This is a genomic window from Clostridium sp. DJ247 (genome assembly GCF_014231265.1).
Window position 1 is genome coordinate 37,042 of record NZ_JABAIW010000012.1, and the last position, 24,669, is coordinate 61,710.

Below are 24,669 nucleotides of genomic sequence, written 5' to 3' on the forward strand. Positions count from 1 at the left end.
TGAAATATTTTTTAGTCCACCTGAAAAATAAAGGATTTAATACTGAAGATAAAATTAGTTTCAGTATTAAATCCTATTTTTATATGAATTCTAGGAAGTTTTACTTAGGACTTTTCGTCTAGGACAGTTTTTTACTGATTTAAACCAAGAGCATACCTTACAATTTTTTATTATTAAGGTATATGTGGAATCCCTTCTTGATGGAAATATGAACTCAAAGCAAAAGCAAAAAATAATAACCCCTTTTAGGGATAGTCGGAGAAAATATGCGGCTGACAAACTTTTCAGTATGTATGTTTTGTTATTTTGATAGTAGTTCCTCTATAAAGATAGTTCTATGTTCTCCTAAATCTATATCTTTAGGAATAGACAATTGTCTATTAACTTTATTATAGTAAACTCTTACAACAGGTCTTGGCCCTAAATTTTTTCGTACATTTGTTAGGCTCAGTCTTATTCAAATGTAACCTTAATATACCCTGAACCGCCGTGCAAAATAAAAACATTAATAATAATTGTTTTAAGTATTGGTGTTACCACATAAAATGAAATGTATGTTATTTATATAAAATATATTAATCTTAAAAAATCAAAATATTAATTTTAAATTTATATTTTGATTATAAAGGGGATGGGTATTACGGAAAAAGAAAAGAGTAAACGCAATAAAACTTCCATACGTATTATAATTTCTCTTTGCACTTTACTTGTTATATATTTTGGAATGGCAATGTATTTTACGGATCATTTCTATTTTGGCTCTAAAATCAACTATACTAGTGTTTCAGGCAAGACTGTAGAGGAAGCAAAAGAACAAATGGCATCTGAACTACAGGCATATACGTTGAATCTAAAAGAGCGAGGTGGAAAAAGTGAACAAATTAGAGGGCTTGATATTGTTTTAAAGTACAATTCAGGCGGACAATACAAGAGTTTTAAAGATAGGCAGAATCCTTTTAAGTGGATTTTAGCGCCTTTTAGTTCAGAGAACTCCACAATGACAGATGGAGTTTCATATAATACTAAACTATTGAAAGAAAGAGTAGATAAGCTTTCTTGTTTTGATAGTGGCAATATAATTGAACCTAAAAATCCTAGCTTCAAATATACAGATAAAGGCTATGTGATTGTAGATGAAGTAAAAGGAAACAAGGTCAATAAAGATATTTTATATGATCATGTGGTAAAGGCAATACTTAAGGGAGAAACTACAATAGATTTGGAATCAATGAATTGTTATGTTTCTCCAAAATATACTTCAAATTCCCCAAAAGTTATCGAAACTAAAAACATTCTTAACAAATATGTGTCTTCAAAAATTACCTATACTTTTGGAAATCGTAAAGAAAATATAGATGGTTCTGTAATAAATAAATGGCTTAAAGTTAATAAAGATCTTGAAGTTACAGTTGATGAGGAAAAAGCAAAAAATTATTTAGATGTAGTTTTTAGTGTTTATAATACAGTTGGTAAGACAAGGAGCTTTGTCACATCTTCAGGAAAAACAATAAATATTGGTGGTGGTGACTATGGTTGGTCGATTAATACTAGTAAAGAAGTACAAAGTTTAACTGCGATTATCAAAGAAGGACAAACTATAACAAAAGAACCAACATATATTCAAATTGCCGTATCTCATGATAACAATGATATTGGAAGTACTTATGTAGAAATAGATATGACAAAACAACATTTATGGTTTTATAAAAATAGTTTACTAATAGCACAAGGGGACATTGTTACAGGTAATGTGAGCGGAAATCATTCAACGCCTGAAGGGATTTACACATTAAAATTTAAGCAAGCAAACGCTATTCTAAGAGGTGAGGATTACAGTGCTCATGTTAACTTCTGGATGCCGTTTTATGGAGGAATTGGAATTCATGATGCAGGCTGGAGAAGTGAGTTTGGTGGAAATATATATAGGACAAATGGTTCCCATGGCTGCGTAAATTCACCATACTATTTAGCCGAGGCAATATTTTATAACATTGAGGAAGGTAATCCGATCATTTGTTATCGTTAGGGGAGAATGTACCAGAGCTTTAAGTGAAAGATCACCATGCAGAATCTATATATTCTAAAATTGGTGTAAGCTTATCAGTAACGGTGAAGGGTTCTTTATTTTGAATATTTCCTTAAAAGCGAAGATTATGATTTTATTTTATTCTATAATAAAAGATAGAATAAAATAAAATCATAATTTATAATAAGATTCTACAGAGCTATCAGTAAAAAAATGTTTGACAATATTACTAATTAGTAATATATTATAAATATGAATAAAGAAAAAATTACTTATGGAGAATTGAATGATTTAAACTTAAAAGCATTAATAGCATTAAGTAGATGTACTCAGAGTGTTAACAAAAGAGAGTACAAAACCATTAAAGAGGGAGGTTTAACAGTTTCGCAGTTTGCGGTACTGGAGATATTATATCATAAGGGAGATCTAAGAGTTTCTGAAATAATAGATAAAATCCTTTCTACGGGTGGTAATATGACTGTTGTTATAGACAATTTAGTTAAAGACAATCTCGTTAAGCGATGTATTGATCCTAAGGATAGACGAGTTAATTTGATAAGCATTACTGAAAAAGGAAGAGAACTTATAAGTGAAATTTTTCCTAAACATTTAGACAATGTAAATGAAATCTTTAACGTCTTAACAGTAGAAGAAAAGAAAAATTTAATAAGTTTGTTAAAGAAATTATCAGGTGTATAAAAATATTACACCTTAACTTTTAATTATTTATTACTAATTAGTAATAAACTAATTAGTGATATTGCTAATCATTTTTATATATAAATTTGGAAAAGGAGTATTAAAATGAATTATTTAAATAACTTAGAAAACAATGTTAAAGAAATATGTAATGAATGCTATCACAAGGGATCAGAAAAATGTAATTATAGAAAGTGTAATATTGCATTTGCTAATTATGTTGTTAAAAATATCAAAGATAATTCTACATATTCTATAGCCGATGGAGAAAGTTTAATTCCAAAGGATTATTTTAAATATTATGATGAAAAAATAATTGCTGGTGGAATAGCTAATATATGTAGGTTATGTAAGGAGTGCAATGAAAATCATAGTGAAAATTGTGTTATATCCTTGATAAGAAGGACTTTAGAATACACACAATTAAAAGATAAAATTACATATCCGGGGAATATAATTCTTTATTTAATGAACGTAACTGAACAAAAACCAGAGCTTGCAGAATTAATAAAACAAGAATATATGAGAATAGGATAATTTATAAAAAGTCTAAATAGCATTCAATAAAGTTGAAGTCTAATTAACATATAAACATTTAAATAAATCACAAATAATAATTATAAGTATAAAAAACAATGGAGGAAATAAAAAAATGATAAAATCAATAATTTCAAAAATAAAAAAACTTAGAGGAGAAAATAAAGTGGATAATAACAAAGTAGTATGTGGATGTTTTAAAGTTACTGTACAAGATTTAAATAATGCTATCAAAAATGGTGCTAAGTCATTTGAAGAGGTGCAAGCTGCTACTAAAGTTGGTACTGGTTGTGGTAGGTGTGTAGAAAGTAATAAATCATTAGTTAATGAATTATTATTAAGAAAAAAAATTGATGAAAATCAAGTAGTATGTGGATGTTTTAAAGTTACTGTACAAGATTTAGTGAATGCTATCAAAAATGGTGCTAAGTCATTTGAAGAGGTGCAAGCTGCTACTAAAGTTGGCACTGGTTGCGGTAAGTGTGTAGAAAGCAATAAAGCATTAGTTGCTCAATTATTAGCAAAATAATAACTCGTAAAGTAAACATAATAAAGCAATAAATGGTGAAACTAATTGTTGTTAGAGAAACTAATGTTTTTTGTGGTTATGGTTTAGAAGTTATTGAGGAATCATTGACAATTAAACCTTTAAATAAATCACATGTAATAATCTAAAAAATGAAAAATAAAAGGAGAAAATAAAATGGATAATAACAAAGTAGTATGTGGATGTATTAATGTTACTGTACAAGATTTAAAGAATGCAATTAAAAACGGTGCTAAGTCATTTGAAGAGGTGCAAGCTGTTACTAATGTTGGCACTGGTTGTGGTATGTGTATACACAATGTTAAAGTATTGGTTGATGAATTATTAGCAAAATAATACACAGCCATCTATGTAGAGATATAAAGTGAAACTTAAATCAGATGGGGTTTTGACCCCACCTGATTTTTAGTTGAACGAATCCAGGGACGTAGCCGCTCTTTACTCCCAGTTAAGCAGAGAGCCAAAATCTGTGATTTTGTGCGAATCGCTTACTCCTCTGAGGAGGAGTTTCCTATGAAAATAAGAGTTTCATTTTTTTCAATAGTAAACTATAAAGGCTTATTGAAGAGAGGAGTTAGAAACATGGGTAATAGAAATTTTAAAATTGCCGTATCAGGAGATATATGTATAAATTCACTACTATGGAGAACATACCACCAATGTACTACGGGTTTAAGCTGGCAATGTTATCCTCATGTGCATAGTAGTTTAAAAACCGGGGAAGCATTACTCTTATCAAAACTTGTAGCATTATCAACAGGAGCTTCTATAATTTCGCCACAAATACAAGATGTTGAAGTTTGCTTACGGAAAGAAGTTCTTCTTTCAACGGCAGAGTTAGAACTTTTCCCTGTAACCGCTGATGAGAAAGATAGTAATAAAGTTTACCGTGTAAATAAGTTTCTTGGATTTACAGGACCAGCTTCAGGTATTCCCAAGTTATTTCCTATTATAAACGATGATGAAAATGCTGATATGGTTATATTAGATGATGAAAATAATGGTTTTAACTCTAATGAAGAATTTTGGCCATTAGCCTTAAAGTCACATAAAAAATCATCAATAGTTATATATAAAACGAATAATCCTACTTGCTCTCATAATCTTTGGAAGCACTTAGAAGAATTTCATATTGAAAATACCATAGTAGTTATAAATGGGGATGATTTACGTTCAAAAGGGGTCAATATAAGCAAAGGTCTTTCTTGGGAAAGAACGGCACTGGACTTTGTTTGGCAAATGAATAATAACCCAAACCTTACCTTTCTTGCAAACTGTCGTCATCTGGTTGTACCTTTTGGGCTTGAAGGTGCTATATATTATAGAAATGACGGCGTAGCTGAATCTCACTTATACTTCCTGACTTATGAGTTTGAAGGAGGCTTTATCAAAGAAACTCAAGGTAAAATGTATGGACTCACATCTTGTTTTGTTGCTGGTCTTGCACGCTCTATTGTTTTAGGAATCAATAATAATGAGGAACTTAGTAAATCAATAGATGAAGGTATACGTGAGGGGATGGTTGCTGCACAAAAATATTTTATTAATGGCTTCGGCGAAAATGTGGAGGAAAGCACTTTTCCTAATCCTGCAATATTTACTGAAGGAGAAAATGATTTTATATACAAAGAGCATATTCAGGATGTATTGATACGTAATTCAAACAATCCAAACTGTCAAGCATGCTGGTATATTATTAAAGACAAAAGTTCTACTAATTTAGCAGAAATAGCTTATGATATTGTTAAAAATGGAGAAAAAAGTGCGCTTAAATTCATACCCATAGCGCGATTTAGAAACTTAAAAACTGTTGATAGAACAGAAATTGAAAGCTATAGAAGTATTAAGAATCTTATGTCAGAGTATGTTTCTGCAAAAAATACAGTTCGCCCACTTTCTATCGCTGTATTCGGAACCCCTGGATCCGGAAAATCCTTTGGTGTAGCAGAAGTAGCTTCTAGTATTGCTCCAAAGCTAATTGAAAAATTAAATTTTAATTTATCTCAATTTCAAACACTATCAGATTTAATTACTGCTTTTCATAAAGTAAGAGACCTTTCACTGGAAGGAAAAGTTCCATTAGTATTTTTTGATGAGTTTGATTCCGCTTTTGATGGAAAACTGGGATGGCTAAAATATTTCTTAGCGCCTATGCAGGATGGAGTATTTAGAGAAGGAGATTATGTTCATCCCATTGGAAAAGCTATTTTTGTATTTGCCGGTGGCACAAGTAGTACTTTTAAAGAATTTTGCGGAGAAGATATAGAAGAAGAAAAGGAACATAAACAATTTTTAAGAGAATTTCAAAGTGCTAAAGGTCCAGACTTTGTAAGTCGTCTAAGAGGTTATGTAAATATTTTAGGGCCAAATCAAACAGATGAACAAAGGGATCAATTATTTATTATTCGTAGAGCAATGCTATTACGTTCACTGCTAGAACGTAAAGTACCTCATCTTATAAATGATAGAGGAGAAGCTCAAATAGATAATGGTGTATTGCGAGCATTGCTCAAAGTTGCAAGATATAAACATGAATCAAGATCTATGGAAGCTATATTAGAGATGAGTATGCTAACTAACGCAAAAAAGTGGGAACAATCTCATCTGCCTTCTAAAGAACAGTTAAAACTACATGTAGATGAAGAACAGTTTTCGCGTCACTTAATGCATGATGCATTCTTTAGTGAAAAAATTGAAAGAATGGCCATGGCTCTTCATTATAATCATATAATACTTAATGCAGATAGTCATAAATCAAATCTGAGTTGCATGAAATCATGGGAATACCTAAGTGATGAACTCAAAAATTCTAACTGTGATCAGGTAAGGAATATTCCTAACGCTTTACATAGAATTAATTATGATGTTATCTCTGTTAAGGAAAAACCGGAAGTCATAAAATTTACAGAAGGAGAATTAAATATTTTAGCTGAATACGAACATAAACGCTGGTTACTCCAAAAAAAGGAAGCAGGATGGAAATATGGTGATATAGTAGATGAAGAGAAAAAAACTCATCCTTCACTAGTACCTTGGGACAACTTATCCAGTAATAACAAAAATAAGATATTTGAAGATATTAAATCCTGGCCAGAGATACTTGCAGATTCAAACTTTAAAATAGAGCGACTAAAATTTCTGTGCTATTGTGAGACTCAGCTTTAGTTAATTGTATACCTGCTGGTTAGGTTAGAGTCAAAGCTTGAAGTGCTAACAGTCAGTATTAGTAACCTGGCTAACTCAATAAAAAGTTCTTAAAAAAGCGCATGTAGGGGATAGTCCTTGCATGCGTTTTTATATGCACCTTACATTTATTATAAAAAGATAGTATAAAAATTATATGTCAGATATAGCGATTTTTTTGTTTCTTTTTAAAAATGATAGCTTTGTCTGTGCATAATATGTTGATAACTCGTCAAAATAAGAATGTTGTGTATTAACACAGCTATTTATTTAATTTTACTGGATTTGTTGTAGAACAAGGAACGTTAACTAAACATTTGCCACAAACATCTGATAATTCAATATCTGAATGAAATTTATCATTATACAAGCACATTTCATAACACTTATGTCTGTCAAAAAAATCAACTTTTAAAGCATTATTTACACATCTATCTACACATTTTTTGCATACATTCATATGTTTATATAAACAATTTTCTCCATCTTTTCTTTTAGTAGGCTCTATATTTAGCTCAGTTACAAAACTGCCAATTCTTCCGCAGCATCCTTTATCAGTAATTAGCATATTATTTAAGCCAAATTTACCTAACCCAGCAATAAAAGCAACGTGTCTATGAGACCAGTCACTGATTAATTTTTTATTATCAAAATTGTGTGTTGCTGGTATAATACCTGATTTACACCCTAATTTTTGTAATTCAATTTTAATAAAAGTATTTAAATCTGCTATTAGCTGATTGGTTTCTATATATGCTGTTGCCCAAATTTTAGAGCTTTCTTTTCCTTCTATATTACTTTTAACTATAATTTCATCAAAAGGTATAAAATAGGCTACTACCGTTTTAGCTTCTGGTAAAAAATCTTTAGGTAGTGCATGGGAAGGACTTACAACATCTTTAAGACAATAAAACATTTCATCCATTGCATCTGCGTATGATACCAAAGGTTCTTTCCATTTAGTTTGAACATCTCTTGTTTCCGAATAGTGTTCTACAAATTCTTTTATAATCATTTCTATTTTATTATCCATTTTTACCTCCAAAAACATAATTAAATTAGGATGAAATATTTTACCAATGTTGTGGCAACTGTAGTTATGCCCATAAATGTGGCCCCGAATAATAATGCACTTACTGCTATACCAGTTTTGGACATCCAGAAAAAACACCGTATATTTATTATACATTTATTTAGCTATATGATATAATACAAAAAATAGATTGTTCCCATCAGTAATAAAGATGGCAAAATGGAATAGAGTATTAATGTATAGAAGGAAGGATTTTTATGGATTTAGAAGCATTAAAGGTTTTTCAGACCGTTACAGTATTCATTTATCGAAAAGATACGTTTGTGCCCACAGCTTTAATAAAATTCATAGATATGTTTAGTGATGAAAAAATTTTTTAAGGTCATCCATTACTATCATTACTTCAAAATAGAGGAGATAAAATTAATCATTTAATTTTATTGACAACTAAGTATCTGTGTGATACCATTAATTCGATAAATGTGGAACTATGAATTCAAATGAGGAGAAGATAAGGGATGAAACTTGATGAAAAAGCAACACAAGAGGCTGTAAAAGTTTATAAAGCCTTGGGTGAGCCAACACGATTGAAAATTATTCAACTTTTGTGCAAAACACAGGAGTTAAGTTGTACTGAGATTGAGGAACAAGCAAATATTTTCGCTAAATCTACACTTTCTCATCATATGAAGCAGTTGGCTGATTGTGGTTTAGTAGAGCTACGCAAAGAGGGAATATATCATTACTACAGGCTTAACTTAGAAATTTTAAAACGATATGCAGCATTTTTATTGGATTAAAATGACTATCAATTATTTTATCAATTTATAATTTGTAGTTCGATGAATCTAGAACTATAGAACTTAGCTGCTTTTAAATTTGATATTTCTGCATTTATTAGATTTACTGTAAGTAATTACATAATTAATAAGGGGAGGTATGATTTGTAATTCCATAAATCTAGAATTATTGAAGTATATAATCTATTTGTTTTTTACTTCAATAGTTTAATAAAAAGGCTAACTAGTAATAATCAATAAAAAAATATTGGTAAAAAGTTACATCATAAACAATATAATATTCATCAGAAATCACGATAGTTTTCTATTGAATATTATGACTAAATTATACAAGGAGGGTATTAAAAATGAAAAAATCATTAGGTGCTAATACTTTTGCAATGCCTACCCCAGTATGGGTAGTAGGTACTTATGGAGAAAATGGTGATCCTAACATAATGAGTGCTGCATGGGGTGGTATTTGTTGTACGGTTCCACCTTGTGTGGCAATATCCTTGCAGAAAAACCCAAAACCTCGTGCATCTCATTCTAATATTCTTAGAAATGAAGCTTTTACTATCAGCATACCATCAAGTACCCATATGCTTGAGGCAGATTATGCTGGTATTGCCAGTGGGAAAAATACGGATAAATTCTCTGTTACCAAGCTAACTCCAGTCAGGAGTGATGTTGTTAATGCTCCATATGTTAAAGAATTTCCCTTGGTGATTGAATGTAAATTGTTGCAGGTTATCGAAATCGGTAGTGAAACTCAGTTTATAGGGGAAATCATTATGAATTTAATTAGGATTATGATAAAAAGCTAGTAGACTATTTTGGATGTAAGGACCTAAATTCTAAAGGACTTTACATTGTTTTATCTAAAACTTAACCTAAATCTGTACTCTAAAATAACTTATTATTAATATTATTATATTAGGAAAACAAGGAGAGGATGATTAGATTAATAGTTAATACACATTTATTATTTTTGTCTATATGACGCAGAAGAGTATAATAATAAATCTAAAAATTACGTAAAAAATAAAGCAGAAATTTATGAATTACTGAAAGCTATAGGAGGGATAGTGTGAAAATAGCTGTTTTTACAGATACTTTCTTGCCGCAGATAAATGGAGTTACTAATACTTTAGGTAAGCTTGTAGAATATTATGAAGCTGCCAATATTGAATATTTAATTTTCGCACCGGATAATGATATAAAGGAAAATGAACATTATAATATAGAAAGATTTTTTAGTCTAAAATTCTTTCTTTATCCAGAATGTAGGATAGCAATTCCTAATTTTATCAGATTAAATGCCTCACTATCTAATTTCAACCCTGATATAATCCAGCTTATGACTGAGTTTAACATGGGAATATCGGGATTAACATATGGGAAAAAACATGGAATACCTACCATATCTAATTATACAACTAATTTTTCTCAATACTTAAATTATTATAATCTAGATTTTCTAGAGAATTATACATGGAATTATATGAGATGGTTTCATAATCAAAATGATTTAACTCTATGTCCTTCAGAAGAAATCAGAGAGCTTCTTAAAAATCAAGGAATATCAAATACTGATATTTTTTCAAGGGGTATAGATTCAGAAAGATTTAATCCAAAGCTCCGAAGCAATGATTTGAGGACACAACTTGGTGTTCAGGATAAATTAGTATTTCTATACGTGGGTAGGGTTTCTCCTGAGAAAGATTTGGACATTTTGATTGAGAGTTATAAAGAAGTGTTTAAGAAATACGGGAATAAGATAGCCCTTATTATAACAGGAGAAGGCCCATATTTAGAGAAGTGTAAAAATGAACTTCCAAAAGAGACTATATTTACTGGCTTTATGAAAGGAAGAGAATTAGCAGAAATATATGCCTCTAGTGATATTTTTGTTTGTCCTTCTTCAACTGAGACCTTTGGTAATGTAATACTTGAAGCTATGGCTTCTGGACTTTCGGTTATAGGTGCTGATGCTGGAGGTGTTAAAGACACTATTAAGCATAGAGTTAATGGTCTTAAGTTTAAGCCTAGGGATGTTAATGAACTGATTAATTCAATGTTAGAGTTAATTGAATATGAAGACTTAAGAAATGCATTAAAGATCAATGGGAGAAATACCGGTTTAAGCAGATCATGGAATAGAATTTTTGATGGACTCCTAGATACCTATAATGATGTTTTACTTAATAAAAAGCATAATGGGAATATTAGTGCCTGATATATTATATGAGGAGGAAGTTTATGAGTAAGATAGCTACAATAGGCAGTGGATACGTAGGGCTTGTAACTGGAACATGTCTTTCAGACTTTGGATGGCAGGTAACCTGTGTGGATAATAATCAACACATGGTAGAAAAATTAAATAGTGGAGAGGCAACTATTTATGAGCCAGGGCTTGAGGATTTGTTAAAAAGAAACATTTATTACAGAAGAGTTAATTTTACTATAGATATAAAAAAAGCTATTGAAGAAAATGATGTTATTTTTATTGCAGTTGGAACTCCACAACAGGAAGATGGAAGCGCTGATTTGACTAATGTACTTGAGGTTGCAAATGAAATCGGTAATTACATTAATGAATACAAGGTTATAGTGAATAAATCAACCGTTCCTATTGGAACTGGACAAAAAGTTAAGAAAATAATAGGGGAAGCCATTAGAAAAAGGGGATTAAACATAGAATATGATGTGGTGTCTAATCCAGAGTTTTTAAGGCAGGGATCAGCAATTCAGGATTTCACACATGCTGATAGAGTGGTTATAGGAGCAGAATCTCAGCGTGCTATAGAAATAATGAAAGAGGTTTATAGAGTTTTATATATAAATGAAACTCCCTTTCTCATAACCAATATTGAAACAGCAGAGCTTATAAAATATGCGTCTAATGCATTTCTTGCTACAAAAATTTCCTTTGTTAATGAGCTTTCAGAGCTTTGTGAAAAAGTTGGGGCAAATATTCAACAAGTTGCTAAAGGAATGGGCATGGACGGTAGAATAGGTTCTAAATTCCTGCATGCTGGACCAGGATATGGGGGAAGTTGTTTTCCTAAAGATACTAGGTCTCTTGTTAGCATTGGTAATGAATACAATTGTAATATGGGTATCATTAAAGCTACCATAGCAGCAAATGAAAAACAAAAGTTAAGAATGGTGGATAAGATAACCTCTGAAATAGGAAACTTAGATGGAAGAGTTTTTGGAATATTAGGGCTGGCATTTAAGAATAATACAGATGATATGAGGGAGGCCCCTTCAATAACTATCTTAAGTGAATTAGCTAAAACTGGGGCAAAATTTAAAGTATACGATCCAAAAGCTATGGAGAAAGCTTCAGATAAACTCCAACATATTAATGAACATATATTAAAATATTGTAAGGATGAGTATGACACCTGCCATGATGTTGATGCAGTAATAATTATAACGGAGTGGAATCAATTTAGAAGCCTTGACCTTGATAGAATCAAAGCTTCTATGAGGGGAGAGTATTTTTTCGATTTAAGAAATATATATCCTAAGGAATTTGTTTTAGAAAAAGGCTTTAAATATATATCTATAGGACGGTAAAAAGAAAATAAATTTTAAAAAGCAGTCTGAGTAAGGCTGCTTTTTAAATTTTTCAAAGCAAGAGGATTGAGAAATGGTTGCTTCTTCTAATGGGAATGCAAGACGCTCGTCTAATCTTAAATATAAGTCAGCTTTTGATAAATCTATATTCTCATTTATAAGCCTAAATATAGCAGGCATTTTATCATAATTTTCAATAGTTTTTCTATGAATGAAAATATTATATAAATAATATTTATTGTCATAAATAAATCCATTTTGTCTAAAATCTATGCCACTTACTTTAGTAAGTTTATAATCGTTAATAGAATATGCAAACTGTTCATTCAAAACAATAGATTTAAAATTCCAATCGTCGTATTTATTTGTATCTAAAACAAAACTCACAACATGCTGCTATGGCTCTAAACGCCGAGCTAAAGGTCGCTACGGTGGATTATGCCAGAACCGAGCCGTGTTTGACGCTTACAAGGCCGCGAGGTACAGCCGGAAATTTTACGCGGAGCATGAGGCGGACATTGATGTACACCGGGCGGCACGGGCCACGTTTCAGCGTATTCTTTCCGGGGCGAAGCTCCCGAAAATGTATGCGCTCAAAGCCGAATGGCAGAAACTTTCGGCAGAGAAAAAAGAATGCTACAAAGAATACCGGGCTGCGAAAAAAAATACGCAAGTGTATAGACACTTGCCCTGCTTGCCGTTTAGCGGAAAGTCCATATATGTAGGGTGTGAGTGCTCAAATTTTTACCTGGCGATAGGGTTTTTAGGCCAGCATACCATTCAAACGTTTCTCCTGTTTCAAATGCAATGGAGATGACTATTATTTCGGTGTAATCCATTGCAGTAGGCGGTGGATACATACCTGAAAATCAGGCACAAGCCTGCTTTCTTGATTGTCTAACTAAAGAAGCACCAATATTTTTGCAGTTGACTTTGCCCTTAGGGTAAGGTGTATAGTAGAATTGAACAAAGTATCGATATTTAAAGCATTTAGTCCGTATAAAAATATGAAGAATGGAGGTGATCTCTTGCTATCGATTGGAGAATTCTCAAAGATATGCGAAGTATCTACAAAAACGCTTCGATATTATGATGAAATTGGATTAATTAATCCTGATGAGATTAATACTGAAACCGGTTATAGGTATTATTCCATCAGGCAACTAAAAAAGATGCTCTTTATCAACCGTTTGAAATCTTATCATTTTTCTCTGGAAGAAATCAAAGCCATTCTGGAATTGGAGGAGGATCAATCAGAAGAGAAGCTTTGTTCTGCTCTTAATCGCAAGAGAGGGGAAATACAAGAAAAGCTAAATGTTTTTGAATATGCCCTAAAACAAATGAGTAATGATATTTTAAATTTAGATAAGGGCATACCAATTATGTCATACCTTGACAATATAGGAGTACAACTTGTTGAAACCCAGCCAATGAATATTCTTTATATACGTCAGATGATTGACTATGTTGCAGGATATGGAAAGTATTTTAGCAGGCTATATGAAAAGATTGCTACTGAAAAACTCACCTTGCTTGGTAGGCCAATAACTATTTATCACAGCCCTGAATACAACCCTGCCGGTAATGATACAGAGTTTGCCATTCCGATAGAGGAGACTGTAAAGGGAACGAGAGATTTGCCTGGAGGCCTTTGTGCGAAGTCTGTTTTAAAGGGTTCATATTCAGAATTGACATCGGTATATACTAAGCTGAGGGAATGGGTAGAAAATGAAGGATATGAATTGGTGAAATCACCATATGAAATATATATAACCGACCCCGATCAAGCCACCGTTCCTGAGGATATTGTTACCGAGGTATATTTTCCTGTAAAGAAAAAATAGTAGCAAGCCCTGACATTTTCCTTAACGCTCGCTTAACAAAAAACGTCTTTTAGGAGGTATCTATAATGCAAAGAAACTACTGGCCAACTACAGAATGGCAAGCCGTAGACCCGGCAACCTTGAGAATGGACTCTGAAAAGCTTTCAGAGCTTGAACCTATGATAAAATCCGAGTACAGTAATATAAACGGTATTGTTGTTGTGAGAAATGGATATATTGCTTATGAAAGATATTATAATGGCTATGGCCCGGATGATACGCACCATGTAGCATCTGTAACGAAAAGTATAATATCTGCCCTCATTGGTATTGCCATAGATGCAAGATATATTAAAAATGTAGACCAGAAGGTGCTGGATTTTTTCCCCGAATATGTTCCCGATGCTGCTGATAGGCAGAAACGAGAAATCACCATACGCCATCTTCTCACTATGACGGCTCCCTATCCATTTCAGGACTGGCACGAACCGCTGGACAAGATGTGTATACAACCTGACTGGGTAAAGTATACTCTGGATATGCTGGGTCAAAAAGGAAGTATTGGAACTTTTAAGTATTCCACCGCAGGGGCGCACCTGCTTTCAACCATCATCACTCGTAGCACAGGAAAAAGTGCCCGTGAGTTTGCCAACGAACGCTTATTTAAACCCATCGGCATGAAAGAAATCCCGGATTATGAAATGAAATCATTTGGGTTTGAGGATTTATTCGGGAAAAATCTGAAAGGATGGGTTAAAGACCCAAACAGTAACTCCACAGGAGGATGGGGACTTACGCTAATTCCCCGTGATATGGCACGTTTTGGTTTTCTATATCTGAACCGTGGCATTTGGGACAATAATCAGATTATTTCCAAGACATGGATTGACGAATCAACAGCGATGAACCCCAATAAATACGGTTATCTATGGTGGTTACACGAAGATGAGGTCGTTTTTGCATACTTAGCACTAGGCGATGGCGGTAATGTCATTTGTTGCATTCCAGAAAAAGACCTAGTCGTAGCAATTGCATCAGAATTCATAATTAATCCTCGTGATAGGTGGACACTGATTAAGGAACGTATTATCCCAGCTGTAATAGACTAAACTTATTACCACCAAGTCTGGCAAAGATGAGAGTAGAAAAATTGGAATTGCTAGAAAGCTTAGCTTATGGGTGATGGGAAATAGATTGGGACAATACAATTTTTCCGAAATAATTAAATAGTTATTGTTTTAGAATAGATTTAATGTTATTTGCCTGAAAGGGTGATAACAAATTTAGAGAATAAGACTGCCCAGGAAAAATAAGAAAACCGTTGTAGCGGTAGTGCTTCGGCATTGTCAATATTTGTCTCACGGCGGTTTTGAAAAAGCCGCCGTTTTCTATTACTATGGGAGGCTTAATTAAGTGGGTCTTTTTTCGAGCACGGCGGCAATTTAATTAACTATACTTATTTATATATATTTGAATAACTTATTTTTAACTGTTCTTTAAGTTCTTTATTTTCTTTCTCTAATTTTTTAATCTTTCTTTTTAAGCTTGCAATAATAGCATATTTATTGATTTCATCCATTTCTCTTTTAACTTGTGATGGAGTATGTACTTTTGATTGCTGTAATCTAAGTCCCTCAATTCTTTCTTTAATATTAGGATTATTAGCAAGGCGTACCTAAGATCCGCCAAAGACCCCTGGGGATCGTTAACAATTAGACAACCAAAGGATATATAAATAAAAAATCGGTATTTATTATCAATTCAGATAACTTAATACCGATTTTTTTATTGGGGTTCTATGGATAAATATGAACAACTTTTATACAGAATTATTTGTGAACTTGATGAAGTATAGAACATAAGGGTAATATATTTAATAAAGAAATTATATTATGAAAATAAATTATGGAGGATTAAATTATAGAATCATATGCTACCATGGCGGTATATATACAAAAGATATTAAAGAATCATTAGAGAGCATTATTTCAGACTAATTTTATATATGGTTTATGAAATAAAAAAGGGGGCATAAATATGATTAAACAATTAGAAGAGTTTGAAATTGAAGAAATTATGGATGTTTGGTTAAAGACTAACATTACTGCTCATAGTTTCATACCAGAACAGTATTGGATTAAAAATTATAACCTTGTTAAAGAAGAATACATTCCTATTTCTACAACTTTTGTTTACAAAGAAGATAATATAATTAAAGGATTTATAAGTATTATAGACAATTCATTTATTGGTGCATTATTTGTTTTAGAAGATTATCAGGGACAAGGCATAGGGAAAAAACTACTAAATTATTGTAAATCTATATATTCAAGGTTAGAATTAGCGGTTTATACTGAAAATATATGTTCAGTTGATTTTTATGAACATTGTGGTTTTATAGTTAAAAAAGAGCAACAAAATGAAGATTCAGGCTTTATGGAATACATAATGTCATGGATAAAAAAAGAATAATCTTCAGCTATATTATTCATATATAAGAGATTTGACAAAAGGTCTCTACTGTACTAATAATGGGCGTCTAGCCATCGATCCTGTGGTTCTATTTAAAATGTTATTTATAGGCTACCTATTCGGTATAAGATCAGAGCGCCAGCTCGTAAAAGAAATCTAGGTAAATATAGATTATTGATGGTTTCTAGGATTTTATCTAACAGATAAAATTCCATGTCATTCAACTATAAGTCAGAATAGAATAACTAGATTTAAAGATACAAATATATATCAAGAAATTTTCGATAACATTGTATTTCAAGCTATTAACAAAAAGTTAGTTGATGGTAAAATACTTTTTATACAGATTCTACACATCTAAAAGCTAACGCTAATAAACATAAATATATCAAAGAAGAAGTCATCCAATCTACTAAAGCCTACTTTGAAGAATTAGAAAAAAATATATATGGGAAAACAATAAACTTTATGATATGAAAGTTTTTTTATCTTTGATTTTAAAGATAAATTTTTATTTTAATTTAAAAAAATAAAAATAAATTACCAAATTTAACGTTCGTTTCTTTAAAAAAATTAGTATGTCTTTAAAGGCATACTAATTAATTCTATTAATATCATTATTTCTTATTTTCAAATAATCTAAATGAACATGGTCATCAGTCCATAGTCTTACTTCATCTGATGTTAATTTTGGGAAAATTATATTGCTCAATGTATGTTCTCCATCATTAACAAATATTTCAACTGTACTTGCATCTACTAATATAGTTAGTTTAATTTTACCATTTACCGGATTAACTGTAACTCTTTGTGGTCTAGTAAATTCTTCTACATCAACAATTATTCCTGAATTACTTCTGTCAAAAGCTAATTCATTTAGGCTCTTATCATAAGTTATATCTGTATGCTCATCTAATCCACTTCTAACAGAGAATCCAAATTTACCACTTGTTAAATCTGATACATCTATTTCAGTTTCAATACTATACGATAAACCTTTATAATCCTTAAGAACATTTCCTTGATTAGTATATACTGTTTCATTTTCTATATTAACTACCTCAGTAAAGTTATCAAGTAAATTCCAAACTGGCACTTCTTGTAGTTTTAAACCGTCGCTAGTTGTCTTTAGTCTTAACTGTCTAACAACACTTGCATTACCTTCATAATTTTCCCATGGAAGTTCTCTTGCATAATTCCAGTTATTCATCCATGATATAAAATATCTATAGTTACCATTAGTATAAGGTACATCCCAAGTTACTCCGGTATAAGAATCTGCTCCTTCTTCTAACCAACTTACATCTGAACCTGTGTCTGGAGTAAATGTCTGACCATCAAAGTCACCTATAAAATAACATGTCCCTGTTGTCAAACCATAGTTAAAACCATTTCCTCCCATTGATAATACCCATTTTTTATTATTACTGTCTCCATCTACATTAAGTTGAAATAAATCTGGACACTCTACAATACCTACATCTTGTCTTACAAATGATGAAGCATACTGCCAATCTTTTAAGTTAGATGATGTATAAAATCCAACCTTATCGTATTCAGCAACTAACATAACCCATTTATTTGCTTCTTCATCCCAAATAACTTTTGGGTCTCTGAAGTCTGAACTTCCTGTTGGATTATGCTGTACAATATCATAATATTGAAATGAATTTCCATTATCTGTACTGTACCACAGATGGGTAGACTGATTCTCATATGGCATTGTTACTAGGGCAATTACAGCGTTTGCACCGAATCCTGCAGTATTATCTTTATCTACTACTGCACTACCTGTCCAAGGGTCTCCATACGGAGTTTGATACTTTTCTATAGCTATTGGTTTTCTATTCCAATGTACTAAATCTGTTGAGTCTGCATGTACCCACTCTGTTCCATTACCTCCCCAGGAATAATCTATATTATTTAAATAATAAAACTGATGTGTGCCATTTATGTAGAGTGGTCGCTGCACATCACCCATCCACCCTAATTCTGGTGTAACATGATATAAAGGTCTATACGGGTCTTCAGCTGTAGCTGCATATACTCCTTTTAATTCTGTTAACAATAATAAAAAAATAAATCCTATTGGTAATAATAAATAAGCAATATATAAGTTTATTAATTTTTTATTTTTTTTTATTTTTCTTTTCATTGTCAACTTCCTTTCTATATTTTTTTATTTTAAAGTCCACAAATTATCTAAATTTCAACTCCTTTTTCTTTTTTGGATTTTATGAATATTTAATTATACTTTAATTTTCGTTTATATATAATTTTTTTGTAGTATAAATTAATAAATTTTAAAAAAAAGATAAAAATTTGATTTTTTTACTATATATAGAAACAATATTGGAAATAAATAAAATTAAAAAAATAATTATAAATTTTTTAATATTTATAGTAAAAATATTATTAGATACTATATTGAACGACTTGCCGACCTTTTACATAAAAAAATTAAGACTTTTGAAACAAATCTTTATGCTTTAAAACCAAATTATAGCGAACTACTGGCTTACGATAAGCTTACAGCAGAATTTAAAGAAACTATAACACTACCAGTTTCGGCAAAGGCTATTAATTATGATGGAACTAATTTTTGGTTACTTATTAGTGACGGTTCATTTAAAAAGTTAGATAAAAGTTTTAATATAATATCTAGCTATTCCAAAAGTTCAGCAATTCCAGATGATTTAGTAAAATCAGTAGAATATTATGATATTGCAGTAACCGCTAGTAATATTTATATAACATACAATGGAAGTACCAACAGTTCCTCTACTAGCAGTTCATATTACAAAAGTTGTGTAGCTTCCTATAATAAAGACGGTACTTTTGATAAAAAAGCTGATGTTTATTCAGGTTCATCAAGCAAAGTATTTATAACAAAAATACCAAACAGTAAGCTATGGGTAATAGTCAATGATTCAATAAGCATTCAATTAAATATCGATTTAAGCATTTATGGTAGTACTGATCTAGGTTCAGATAGTTATTATAGTATGTGCTGGGATTTTGATACTGAAACTTTATTTGCCTTTGATGATTACAGTTATGGGAAAATAAATGAATACTATATTGTTCCAGCATCAGCTCATACAATGCTTCCAGAGGCAGTTACTAAAACACCAATTAATACAATGAAAATACAATATGATTTTACTTGTGATTATGTAAATCCATTAGATATGCCTAGTCACTAAAATATTATTAGACTGTAAAAAATATCTACATATTATTATGATAAAAATAAATACATATATAAACTTAAGCTTATCTAAGTGTGGGTAGGCTTTTTTATTTAGTAGGAATTTAAAACTTTTTTGCACGAAAAAACATGCCGTTAGGCATTGGAAACAAAGGATTTATAGGTTAGTGTAAAATATTACAAGGGATAAAATGTAGAGGCATTTGTGATAAAATTTATATAAAAACTATACTGGAATGATAAGAAAATGGTAGGAGTTATAAAGAATATATTTGAAGATAACTGGAATGGGTTTGAACTATTAAATAGAGGTAATATCAGAAGTGTTGTTTATAGAGAAATAAAGAAGATGCTTAATTGTGTTTCTCTAGATATAGGATATATTGAGTTTAAATGCCAAGCATGTAATGCGACAATGTTACCATAAAAAGTATTGAATTAAAATTGAATTATTATATAAATATGATACAATTAAATTGATATTGATTATTGAATAATATTAATAATGTATATTTAAAACAAAACTCAGGAGGTTACGCGATGAAAACTGATTTATTAGAAAAAGGAGCAATATTACAAAGAGATAAAGAAACATATGCAATTGCACCACATTTAACTGCTGGAATTGTAACTCCGGATATTTTAAGAACTATTGCAAATGTAGCTGAAAAATATAATGCAGCAGCTATTAAAGTTACGGGAGCTCAAAGAATTGCAATAGTTGGATTACAAGAAGAAGATTTAGATAATGTTTGGGAAGATTTAGATATGGATCCAGGTGCAGCAATAGGTTTATGTGTAAGAAGTGTGAAAGTATGTCCAGGAACTACTTTTTGTAAAAGAGGTCTTCAAGATTCAGTAGCAGTTGGATCAAAATTAGATAGTTTATATCATGGGAAAAAATTACCTAATAAATTAAAAATAGGTGTAAGTGGTTGTCCTCATAGTTGTGCAGATAGTGCATTTAAGGATATAGGATTAATAGGAAGTGGAAAAGGTTGGATGTTTTATGTTGGCGGAAAAGGTGGGGCCAAGCCAAGAATAGCAGATAGAATAGCACTTTGTGTATCAGAAGAAAATATATATGATTTAATAGAAAAAGTTATTCAAATATATGCTGAAAATGCAACTAATAGAGAAAGATTAGGAGATTACATAGATAGAGTAGGATTAGATGAGTTCAAAGAACAAATAGATCTTAACAGTTATTTATAAAACATGAACCACCTAAAGGAAGAGGAGCAACTTTGCATATAAGATATTGTTTGTCTTATTAAATAGAATTGAAAATATTAGTTTTTAATAGTGCTGTAACAGGCACTTTTTTTATATTTAAAAAAGTTCTGGAGGTTGAAAGTAATGGCTGATATAGAGCTTACAGGTGTTGATGAAATATTAAACATAAAATAAGAGAATTTACACATGCTATTAAAAACGATTTTTTTACTTAAATAACAACTAGGAGGGTATTAGAAATGGGCAATAAAATAGTTGAAGGATTATCTGCAATGACTACGTCATCTCAGGAAGTTACCCCAGATATATTAGTTATGAATTTTACGGTTGTAACCGCCTGTTTAGTTGGGGATACTAATAACAAGACAGATGAATGGGTGCTTGTAGATACAAGTGTTGAAAATTCGGCAGATTTCATTATTCCGTGAAAAAGACCATGTGCTTATTGTTGGAGACGCTTTTTCTACGACAAAACAAGAATCTTTATTATCTGTAATTACACACCGTGAGCAGATAAGCGGCCCACCAAAATATCTAACTACAGACTAGAAGGCAGCAGAAAATTCAATAAGACAACTTAGGGACTTAAAACCTTCATTAGCAATCCCAAGTCATGGAGAACCTATGAAAGGTGAAGAACTTATGCAACATTTAGAAATGCTAGTTAACCATTTTGATAAAATTGCCAAACCCGAACAAGGCCGTTTTGTTGCTAAACAATAATTAGTTAAATAAAGAGTGAAAAGTCTAAAGAAACATTAGCAACAAAAAGTGAAGTTCCTATACTAATTGAGGAATATTTTAAAACTATTGGTAGAAAACATGCTTATAATTGCTTTCCATAGTAATGGAGTACTGCATGGATTTGTATAGGTTAAAGACGCATTTTTCATATTAGATGACTGAAGTCCATACCTGATGGTATAGGCTTTTTTTACATGTTTAAATGAAAATCACGAAAAATTTTTAACAATAGAATTGAAAATTAAAACCTTGAAACTAACATCCATGCCGAAAGGCGTAAAACATAGAAAAATACAAGGATAAGGAATAGTAGAATTAAGGATTAACTTAATATCTATTATTCCTTTTTTCTTTTCCATTTATTTCTCTTATTAAACCTAAAAACGTCAAACTTTAATGGTTTTCCGATTAAACATTGACGATGGAAGGGGAAAGCATACTGTGTTTTTATTGAAAAATTTCGGCAAGGTTTAAGTAAAGGAATGAAGAAATGCAGGATAGCAAAAGAGACAATAGCAGAGTAGCTTGAACAAAGTGAAAAGCTAGTGCCTTTAGGTACTAGCCAGAGAAAAAAGGCTTATAGCCTTAGAACAAGCCATCCGTTTTTATGGGTGGTTATGGCAAAAAAAAATTCAAGTTAAGGTTGAAATGTATACCGTTTAGGTATACAATAAAAATATACGGTTTATATATACATTTAAGGAAGATATTTGAAAGTATGCTTGATGAAGTAAAACATATTGATTAGATGGCTTCCAAAGGTAAAAAAGAATTGGAGGAGTCACCTGAGTTTAAGGAGTTTTGCTTGCGGCAACTCATCACAGAACGACATTCATAAAACCGTATTAATTAAAAGGGAGGTATATTTATGTTTTTTAAGACTACGGAACAACATGAAAATCTGAGGACAAAAATCAGAGAGTTTGCTGAAGAGGAAGTTAAACCTATTGCATTTATGTTGGATCAGGAAAATAAATTCCCTTCGGAAGCAATTCATAAATTAGCTGATATTGGGATGATGGGGATCCCATATCCAAAAGAGTACGGTGGAGCAGGTCTGGACATAATCAGCTATGCAATCGCCGTTGAGGAATTATCAAGAGTGGACGGTGGTACAGGCGTAATTCTTTCCGCTCATACATCTTTGGGTTCATATCCAATTGCTGCCTATGGAACAGCTGAGCAGAAACAAAAATACTTGGTTCCACTGGCAAAGGGAGAGAAACTTGGCGCATTCGGTCTCACCGAGGAAAATGCCGGTAGTGACGCCGGTGGTACGGAGACCACTGCTGTCTTAGAAGGCGATTATTACATTTTAAATGGTGAAAAGATCTTCATTACCAACGCAGGTAAGGCTGATATTTACATTGTTTTTGCAGTTACTACACCGAATATAGGTACTCGTGGCATCAGTGCGTTTATTGTGGAGAAGGGCTGGGAAGGCTTTAGCTTCGGCAAACATTACGACAAGATGGGTATTCGTTCTTCTGCCACTGCAGAGCTGATTTTTAACGACGTGAAAGTCCCTAAGGAAAATCTATTGGGTAAGGAGGGGGATGGTTTCAAGATTGCTATGTCCACCTTAGACGGTGGTCGTATTGGTATTGCAGCTCAGGCTCTTGGCATCGCACAAGGCGCTTATGAGCATGCGCTGGAGTATTCAAAAGAAAGAGTTCAATTTGGCAAACCTATCTGCCAGCAACAGATCATCGCTTTTAAGTTGGCCGATATGGCGACAAAGCTTAGAGCAGCTAGATTGCTTATTTACAGTGCGGCAGAGCTGAAAGAAAATCATGAGCATTACAGTATGGAATCTGCTATGGCGAAACAATACGCTTCCGACGTTTGCCTTGAGATTGTCAACGATGCTCTTCAAATATTTGGCGGAAGTGGCTATCTGAAAGGTATGGAAGTTGAGCGTGCTTACAGAGATGCTAAGATTTGTACAATATATGAAGGAACTAATGAGATTCAGCGTATCGTTATCGCTTCTAACATCATCGGTAAGATGCCGAAGACCGAGGGCACAGGTAAAGTTTCTAAAAATGAACCAGTCACAGGTTATCGTAAGAAAGTGATTTTCAAGAAAGGAACTCCTGAAGAAAGAGTTGATGCTCTTGTGGAAGCTCTTAAGGAAGATGGCTATGATTTCACAGTTGGAATTCCTATGGATACTCCTATCAGTAAGGCTGAAAGGGTAGTCAGCGTAGGTCTAGGCATAGGGGAAAAAGAAAATATGAAGCTTATAGAAGATTTGGCAGTACAAGCCGGTGCAGCTATAGGTTCTTCCCGTCCGGTAGCAGAAACGCTTAAATATGTACCACTTAATCGTTATGTTGGTATGTCTGGTCAAAAATTTAACGGTAATCTTTACATTGCCTGTGGTATATCAGGTGCAGGTCAGCATTTGAAAGGTATAAAGGATGCTACTACAATTGTTGCTATAAATATCGATCCTAATGCGAAAATTTTTAAGAACTCAGACTACGGTATCGTTGGCGATTTAATGGAAATATTGCCATTGCTCACTGCCGCTTTAGACAACGGAGAACCAAAGAAGGAGGCTCTACCAATGAAGAAGATGAAGAGAGCCGTTCCGAAGAAAGTTGTTCCAACTTGGAAACATTATGTATGTAACGGATGCGGTTACGAATACGATCCTGGCGTGGGTGATCCCGAAGGAGAAGTAATTCCGGGCACACTCTTTGAAAATCTACCTGAAGAGTGGAATTGCCCTGCTTGTGGTGAAGAAAAAGATATGTTTATAGAAGTCTGATTCCTATAATAAGTA

At 32.1% G+C, this 24,669-nt stretch carries 23 protein-coding genes and 2 pseudogenes; 21 read left to right on the forward strand and 4 right to left on the reverse strand.

Going from position 1 to position 24,669, the window contains the following annotated elements; all coding sequences use genetic code 11:
* The first annotated feature begins 631 nt into the window (after positions 1-631).
* The 7 genes from HGI79_RS06925 (at position 632) to HGI79_RS06955 (ending at position 7,067) form a co-directional block, all read left to right on the forward strand.
* A complete protein-coding gene (locus tag HGI79_RS06925; protein WP_185649987.1) occupies positions 632-2,026 on the forward strand; it encodes a peptidoglycan binding domain-containing protein in 1,395 nt (464 codons plus the stop codon).
* Positions 2,027-2,278: 252 nt separating this feature from the next.
* Positions 2,279-2,725: a MarR family winged helix-turn-helix transcriptional regulator gene (locus HGI79_RS06930; RefSeq protein ID WP_185649937.1), complete on the forward strand. Its 447-nt coding sequence runs from the start codon at positions 2,279-2,281 to the stop codon at positions 2,723-2,725.
* Positions 2,726-2,830: 105 nt separating this feature from the next.
* Positions 2,831-3,262, forward strand: coding sequence for a hypothetical protein (locus HGI79_RS06935; protein WP_185649938.1), 432 nt, complete (start codon positions 2,831-2,833; stop codon positions 3,260-3,262).
* 115 nt (positions 3,263-3,377) lie between these two features.
* Complete coding sequence (locus HGI79_RS06940; RefSeq protein WP_185649939.1) at positions 3,378-3,791, forward strand: (2Fe-2S)-binding protein; 414 nt, start codon at positions 3,378-3,380, stop codon at positions 3,789-3,791.
* Positions 3,792-3,965: 174 nt separating this feature from the next.
* A complete protein-coding gene (locus tag HGI79_RS06945) occupies positions 3,966-4,145 on the forward strand; it encodes a (2Fe-2S)-binding protein (protein WP_185649940.1) in 180 nt (59 codons plus the stop codon).
* A 246-nt stretch (positions 4,146-4,391) separates the two neighbouring features.
* Complete coding sequence (locus HGI79_RS06950; protein ID WP_185649988.1) at positions 4,392-6,974, forward strand: RyR domain-containing protein; 2,583 nt, start codon at positions 4,392-4,394, stop codon at positions 6,972-6,974.
* 12 nt (positions 6,975-6,986) lie between these two features.
* Positions 6,987-7,067 (forward strand): hypothetical protein, encoded by an 81-nt coding sequence (locus HGI79_RS06955; RefSeq protein ID WP_207725727.1) that lies wholly within the window; start codon positions 6,987-6,989, stop codon positions 7,065-7,067.
* Between the two features lie 187 nt (positions 7,068-7,254).
* On the opposite strand, the gene HGI79_RS06960 is transcribed toward HGI79_RS06955, so the two are convergent.
* Positions 7,255-8,025 carry an epoxyqueuosine reductase gene (locus HGI79_RS06960; RefSeq protein WP_185649941.1) on the reverse strand — a complete coding sequence of 257 codons (771 nt, stop codon included), beginning with the start codon at positions 8,023-8,025 and terminating at the stop codon, positions 7,255-7,257.
* 257 nt (positions 8,026-8,282) lie between these two features.
* On the opposite strand from HGI79_RS06960, the gene HGI79_RS23185 reads away from it, so the two are divergent.
* The 5 genes from HGI79_RS23185 (at position 8,283) to HGI79_RS06980 (ending at position 12,392) form a co-directional block, all read left to right on the forward strand.
* Complete coding sequence (locus tag HGI79_RS23185) at positions 8,283-8,405, forward strand: hypothetical protein (protein WP_278046686.1); 123 nt, start codon at positions 8,283-8,285, stop codon at positions 8,403-8,405.
* Between the two features lie 138 nt (positions 8,406-8,543).
* Positions 8,544-8,825 carry a helix-turn-helix transcriptional regulator gene (locus HGI79_RS06965; protein ID WP_185649942.1) on the forward strand — a complete coding sequence of 94 codons (282 nt, stop codon included), beginning with the start codon at positions 8,544-8,546 and terminating at the stop codon, positions 8,823-8,825.
* A gap of 347 nt (positions 8,826-9,172) precedes the next feature.
* A complete protein-coding gene (locus tag HGI79_RS06970; protein ID WP_185649943.1) occupies positions 9,173-9,631 on the forward strand; it encodes a flavin reductase family protein in 459 nt (152 codons plus the stop codon).
* A 263-nt stretch (positions 9,632-9,894) separates the two neighbouring features.
* The gene (locus HGI79_RS06975; RefSeq protein WP_185649944.1) at positions 9,895-11,043 is read left to right on the forward strand and encodes a glycosyltransferase family 1 protein; all 1,149 of its coding nucleotides are present in this window, start codon (positions 9,895-9,897) and stop codon (positions 11,041-11,043) included.
* A 23-nt stretch (positions 11,044-11,066) separates the two neighbouring features.
* Positions 11,067-12,392, forward strand: a complete 1,326-nt coding sequence (locus HGI79_RS06980) for a UDP-glucose/GDP-mannose dehydrogenase family protein (RefSeq protein ID WP_185649945.1) — start codon at positions 11,067-11,069, stop codon at positions 12,390-12,392.
* Here HGI79_RS06980 and HGI79_RS06985 read toward each other — a convergent pair.
* Positions 12,354-12,779, reverse strand: coding sequence for a hypothetical protein (locus tag HGI79_RS06985; protein WP_185649946.1), 426 nt, complete (start codon positions 12,777-12,779; stop codon positions 12,354-12,356). The genes HGI79_RS06980 and HGI79_RS06985 overlap by 39 nt on opposite strands.
* A gap of 641 nt (positions 12,780-13,420) precedes the next feature.
* Between HGI79_RS06985 and HGI79_RS06990 the strand changes: the two genes are divergently transcribed.
* Positions 13,421-14,236, forward strand: a complete 816-nt coding sequence (locus tag HGI79_RS06990) for a MerR family transcriptional regulator (protein WP_185649947.1) — start codon at positions 13,421-13,423, stop codon at positions 14,234-14,236.
* 65 nt (positions 14,237-14,301) lie between these two features.
* Positions 14,302-15,324 (forward strand): serine hydrolase, encoded by a 1,023-nt coding sequence (locus HGI79_RS06995; RefSeq protein WP_185649948.1) that lies wholly within the window; start codon positions 14,302-14,304, stop codon positions 15,322-15,324.
* Positions 15,325-15,671: 347 nt separating this feature from the next.
* Here the strand turns inward: HGI79_RS06995 and HGI79_RS23190 are convergent, their stop codons facing one another.
* On the reverse strand, positions 15,672-15,794 hold the full coding sequence (locus HGI79_RS23190; RefSeq protein WP_278046687.1) for a hypothetical protein: 123 nt from the start codon (positions 15,792-15,794) through the stop codon (positions 15,672-15,674).
* Positions 15,795-16,252: 458 nt separating this feature from the next.
* On the opposite strand from HGI79_RS23190, the gene HGI79_RS07000 reads away from it, so the two are divergent.
* Together HGI79_RS07000 and HGI79_RS07005 are read left to right on the forward strand one after the other, a co-directional pair.
* Positions 16,253-16,687: an N-acetyltransferase gene (locus HGI79_RS07000; protein ID WP_185649949.1), complete on the forward strand. Its 435-nt coding sequence runs from the start codon at positions 16,253-16,255 to the stop codon at positions 16,685-16,687.
* A 13-nt stretch (positions 16,688-16,700) separates the two neighbouring features.
* Positions 16,701-17,152 (forward strand): annotated as a pseudogene (locus HGI79_RS07005) (transposase); the annotation flags it as partial.
* A gap of 130 nt (positions 17,153-17,282) precedes the next feature.
* Here HGI79_RS07005 and HGI79_RS07010 read toward each other — a convergent pair.
* On the reverse strand, positions 17,283-18,842 hold the full coding sequence (locus HGI79_RS07010; protein WP_185649950.1) for a glycoside hydrolase family 32 protein: 1,560 nt from the start codon (positions 18,840-18,842) through the stop codon (positions 17,283-17,285).
* 850 nt (positions 18,843-19,692) lie between these two features.
* On the opposite strand from HGI79_RS07010, the gene HGI79_RS07015 reads away from it, so the two are divergent.
* From HGI79_RS07015 to HGI79_RS07035, 5 genes and pseudogenes are all read left to right on the forward strand, one after another.
* Entirely contained in the window at positions 19,693-19,893 is a 201-nt protein-coding gene (locus HGI79_RS07015; RefSeq protein WP_185649951.1) for a hypothetical protein, read from the forward strand.
* A 252-nt stretch (positions 19,894-20,145) separates the two neighbouring features.
* The gene (locus HGI79_RS07020) at positions 20,146-20,325 is read left to right on the forward strand and encodes a transposase zinc-binding domain-containing protein (RefSeq protein ID WP_185649952.1); all 180 of its coding nucleotides are present in this window, start codon (positions 20,146-20,148) and stop codon (positions 20,323-20,325) included.
* Between the two features lie 113 nt (positions 20,326-20,438).
* A complete protein-coding gene (locus tag HGI79_RS07025; RefSeq protein WP_185649953.1) occupies positions 20,439-21,113 on the forward strand; it encodes an NAD(P)/FAD-dependent oxidoreductase in 675 nt (224 codons plus the stop codon).
* Positions 21,114-21,373: 260 nt separating this feature from the next.
* Positions 21,374-21,857: pseudogene (locus HGI79_RS07030) on the forward strand (MBL fold metallo-hydrolase).
* Between the two features lie 889 nt (positions 21,858-22,746).
* Positions 22,747-24,654, forward strand: a complete 1,908-nt coding sequence (locus HGI79_RS07035; RefSeq protein ID WP_185649954.1) for an acyl-CoA dehydrogenase family protein — start codon at positions 22,747-22,749, stop codon at positions 24,652-24,654.
* Positions 24,655-24,669 lie beyond the last annotated feature (15 nt).

Bases quoted from the DNA above. Each gene is read 5' to 3' on its own strand.
- HGI79_RS07010 (WP_185649950.1), bottom strand. From the start codon at position 18,842: ATGAAAAGAAAAATAAAAAAAAATAAAAAATTAATAAACTTATATATT.
- HGI79_RS07000 (WP_185649949.1), top strand. From the start codon at position 16,253: ATGATTAAACAATTAGAAGAGTTTGAAATTGAAGAAATTATGGATGTT.
- HGI79_RS07015 (WP_185649951.1), top strand. From the start codon at position 19,693: ATGTGCTGGGATTTTGATACTGAAACTTTATTTGCCTTTGATGATTAC.
- HGI79_RS23185 (WP_278046686.1), top strand. From the start codon at position 8,283: ATGGATTTAGAAGCATTAAAGGTTTTTCAGACCGTTACAGTATTCATT.
- HGI79_RS06925 (WP_185649987.1), top strand. From the start codon at position 632: ATGGGTATTACGGAAAAAGAAAAGAGTAAACGCAATAAAACTTCCATA.
- HGI79_RS06965 (WP_185649942.1), top strand. From the start codon at position 8,544: ATGAAACTTGATGAAAAAGCAACACAAGAGGCTGTAAAAGTTTATAAA.
- HGI79_RS07020 (WP_185649952.1), top strand. From the start codon at position 20,146: ATGGTAGGAGTTATAAAGAATATATTTGAAGATAACTGGAATGGGTTT.
- HGI79_RS23190 (WP_278046687.1), bottom strand. From the start codon at position 15,794: ATGGATGAAATCAATAAATATGCTATTATTGCAAGCTTAAAAAGAAAG.
- HGI79_RS06960 (WP_185649941.1), bottom strand. From the start codon at position 8,025: ATGGATAATAAAATAGAAATGATTATAAAAGAATTTGTAGAACACTAT.
- HGI79_RS06980 (WP_185649945.1), top strand. From the start codon at position 11,067: ATGAGTAAGATAGCTACAATAGGCAGTGGATACGTAGGGCTTGTAACT.
- HGI79_RS06950 (WP_185649988.1), top strand. From the start codon at position 4,392: ATGGGTAATAGAAATTTTAAAATTGCCGTATCAGGAGATATATGTATA.
- HGI79_RS06970 (WP_185649943.1), top strand. From the start codon at position 9,173: ATGAAAAAATCATTAGGTGCTAATACTTTTGCAATGCCTACCCCAGTA.
- HGI79_RS07035 (WP_185649954.1), top strand. From the start codon at position 22,747: ATGTTTTTTAAGACTACGGAACAACATGAAAATCTGAGGACAAAAATC.
- HGI79_RS06995 (WP_185649948.1), top strand. From the start codon at position 14,302: ATGCAAAGAAACTACTGGCCAACTACAGAATGGCAAGCCGTAGACCCG.
- HGI79_RS06945 (WP_185649940.1), top strand. From the start codon at position 3,966: ATGGATAATAACAAAGTAGTATGTGGATGTATTAATGTTACTGTACAA.
- HGI79_RS06935 (WP_185649938.1), top strand. From the start codon at position 2,831: ATGAATTATTTAAATAACTTAGAAAACAATGTTAAAGAAATATGTAAT.
- HGI79_RS06930 (WP_185649937.1), top strand. From the start codon at position 2,279: ATGAATAAAGAAAAAATTACTTATGGAGAATTGAATGATTTAAACTTA.
- HGI79_RS07025 (WP_185649953.1), top strand. From the start codon at position 20,439: ATGAAAACTGATTTATTAGAAAAAGGAGCAATATTACAAAGAGATAAA.
- HGI79_RS06940 (WP_185649939.1), top strand. From the start codon at position 3,378: ATGATAAAATCAATAATTTCAAAAATAAAAAAACTTAGAGGAGAAAAT.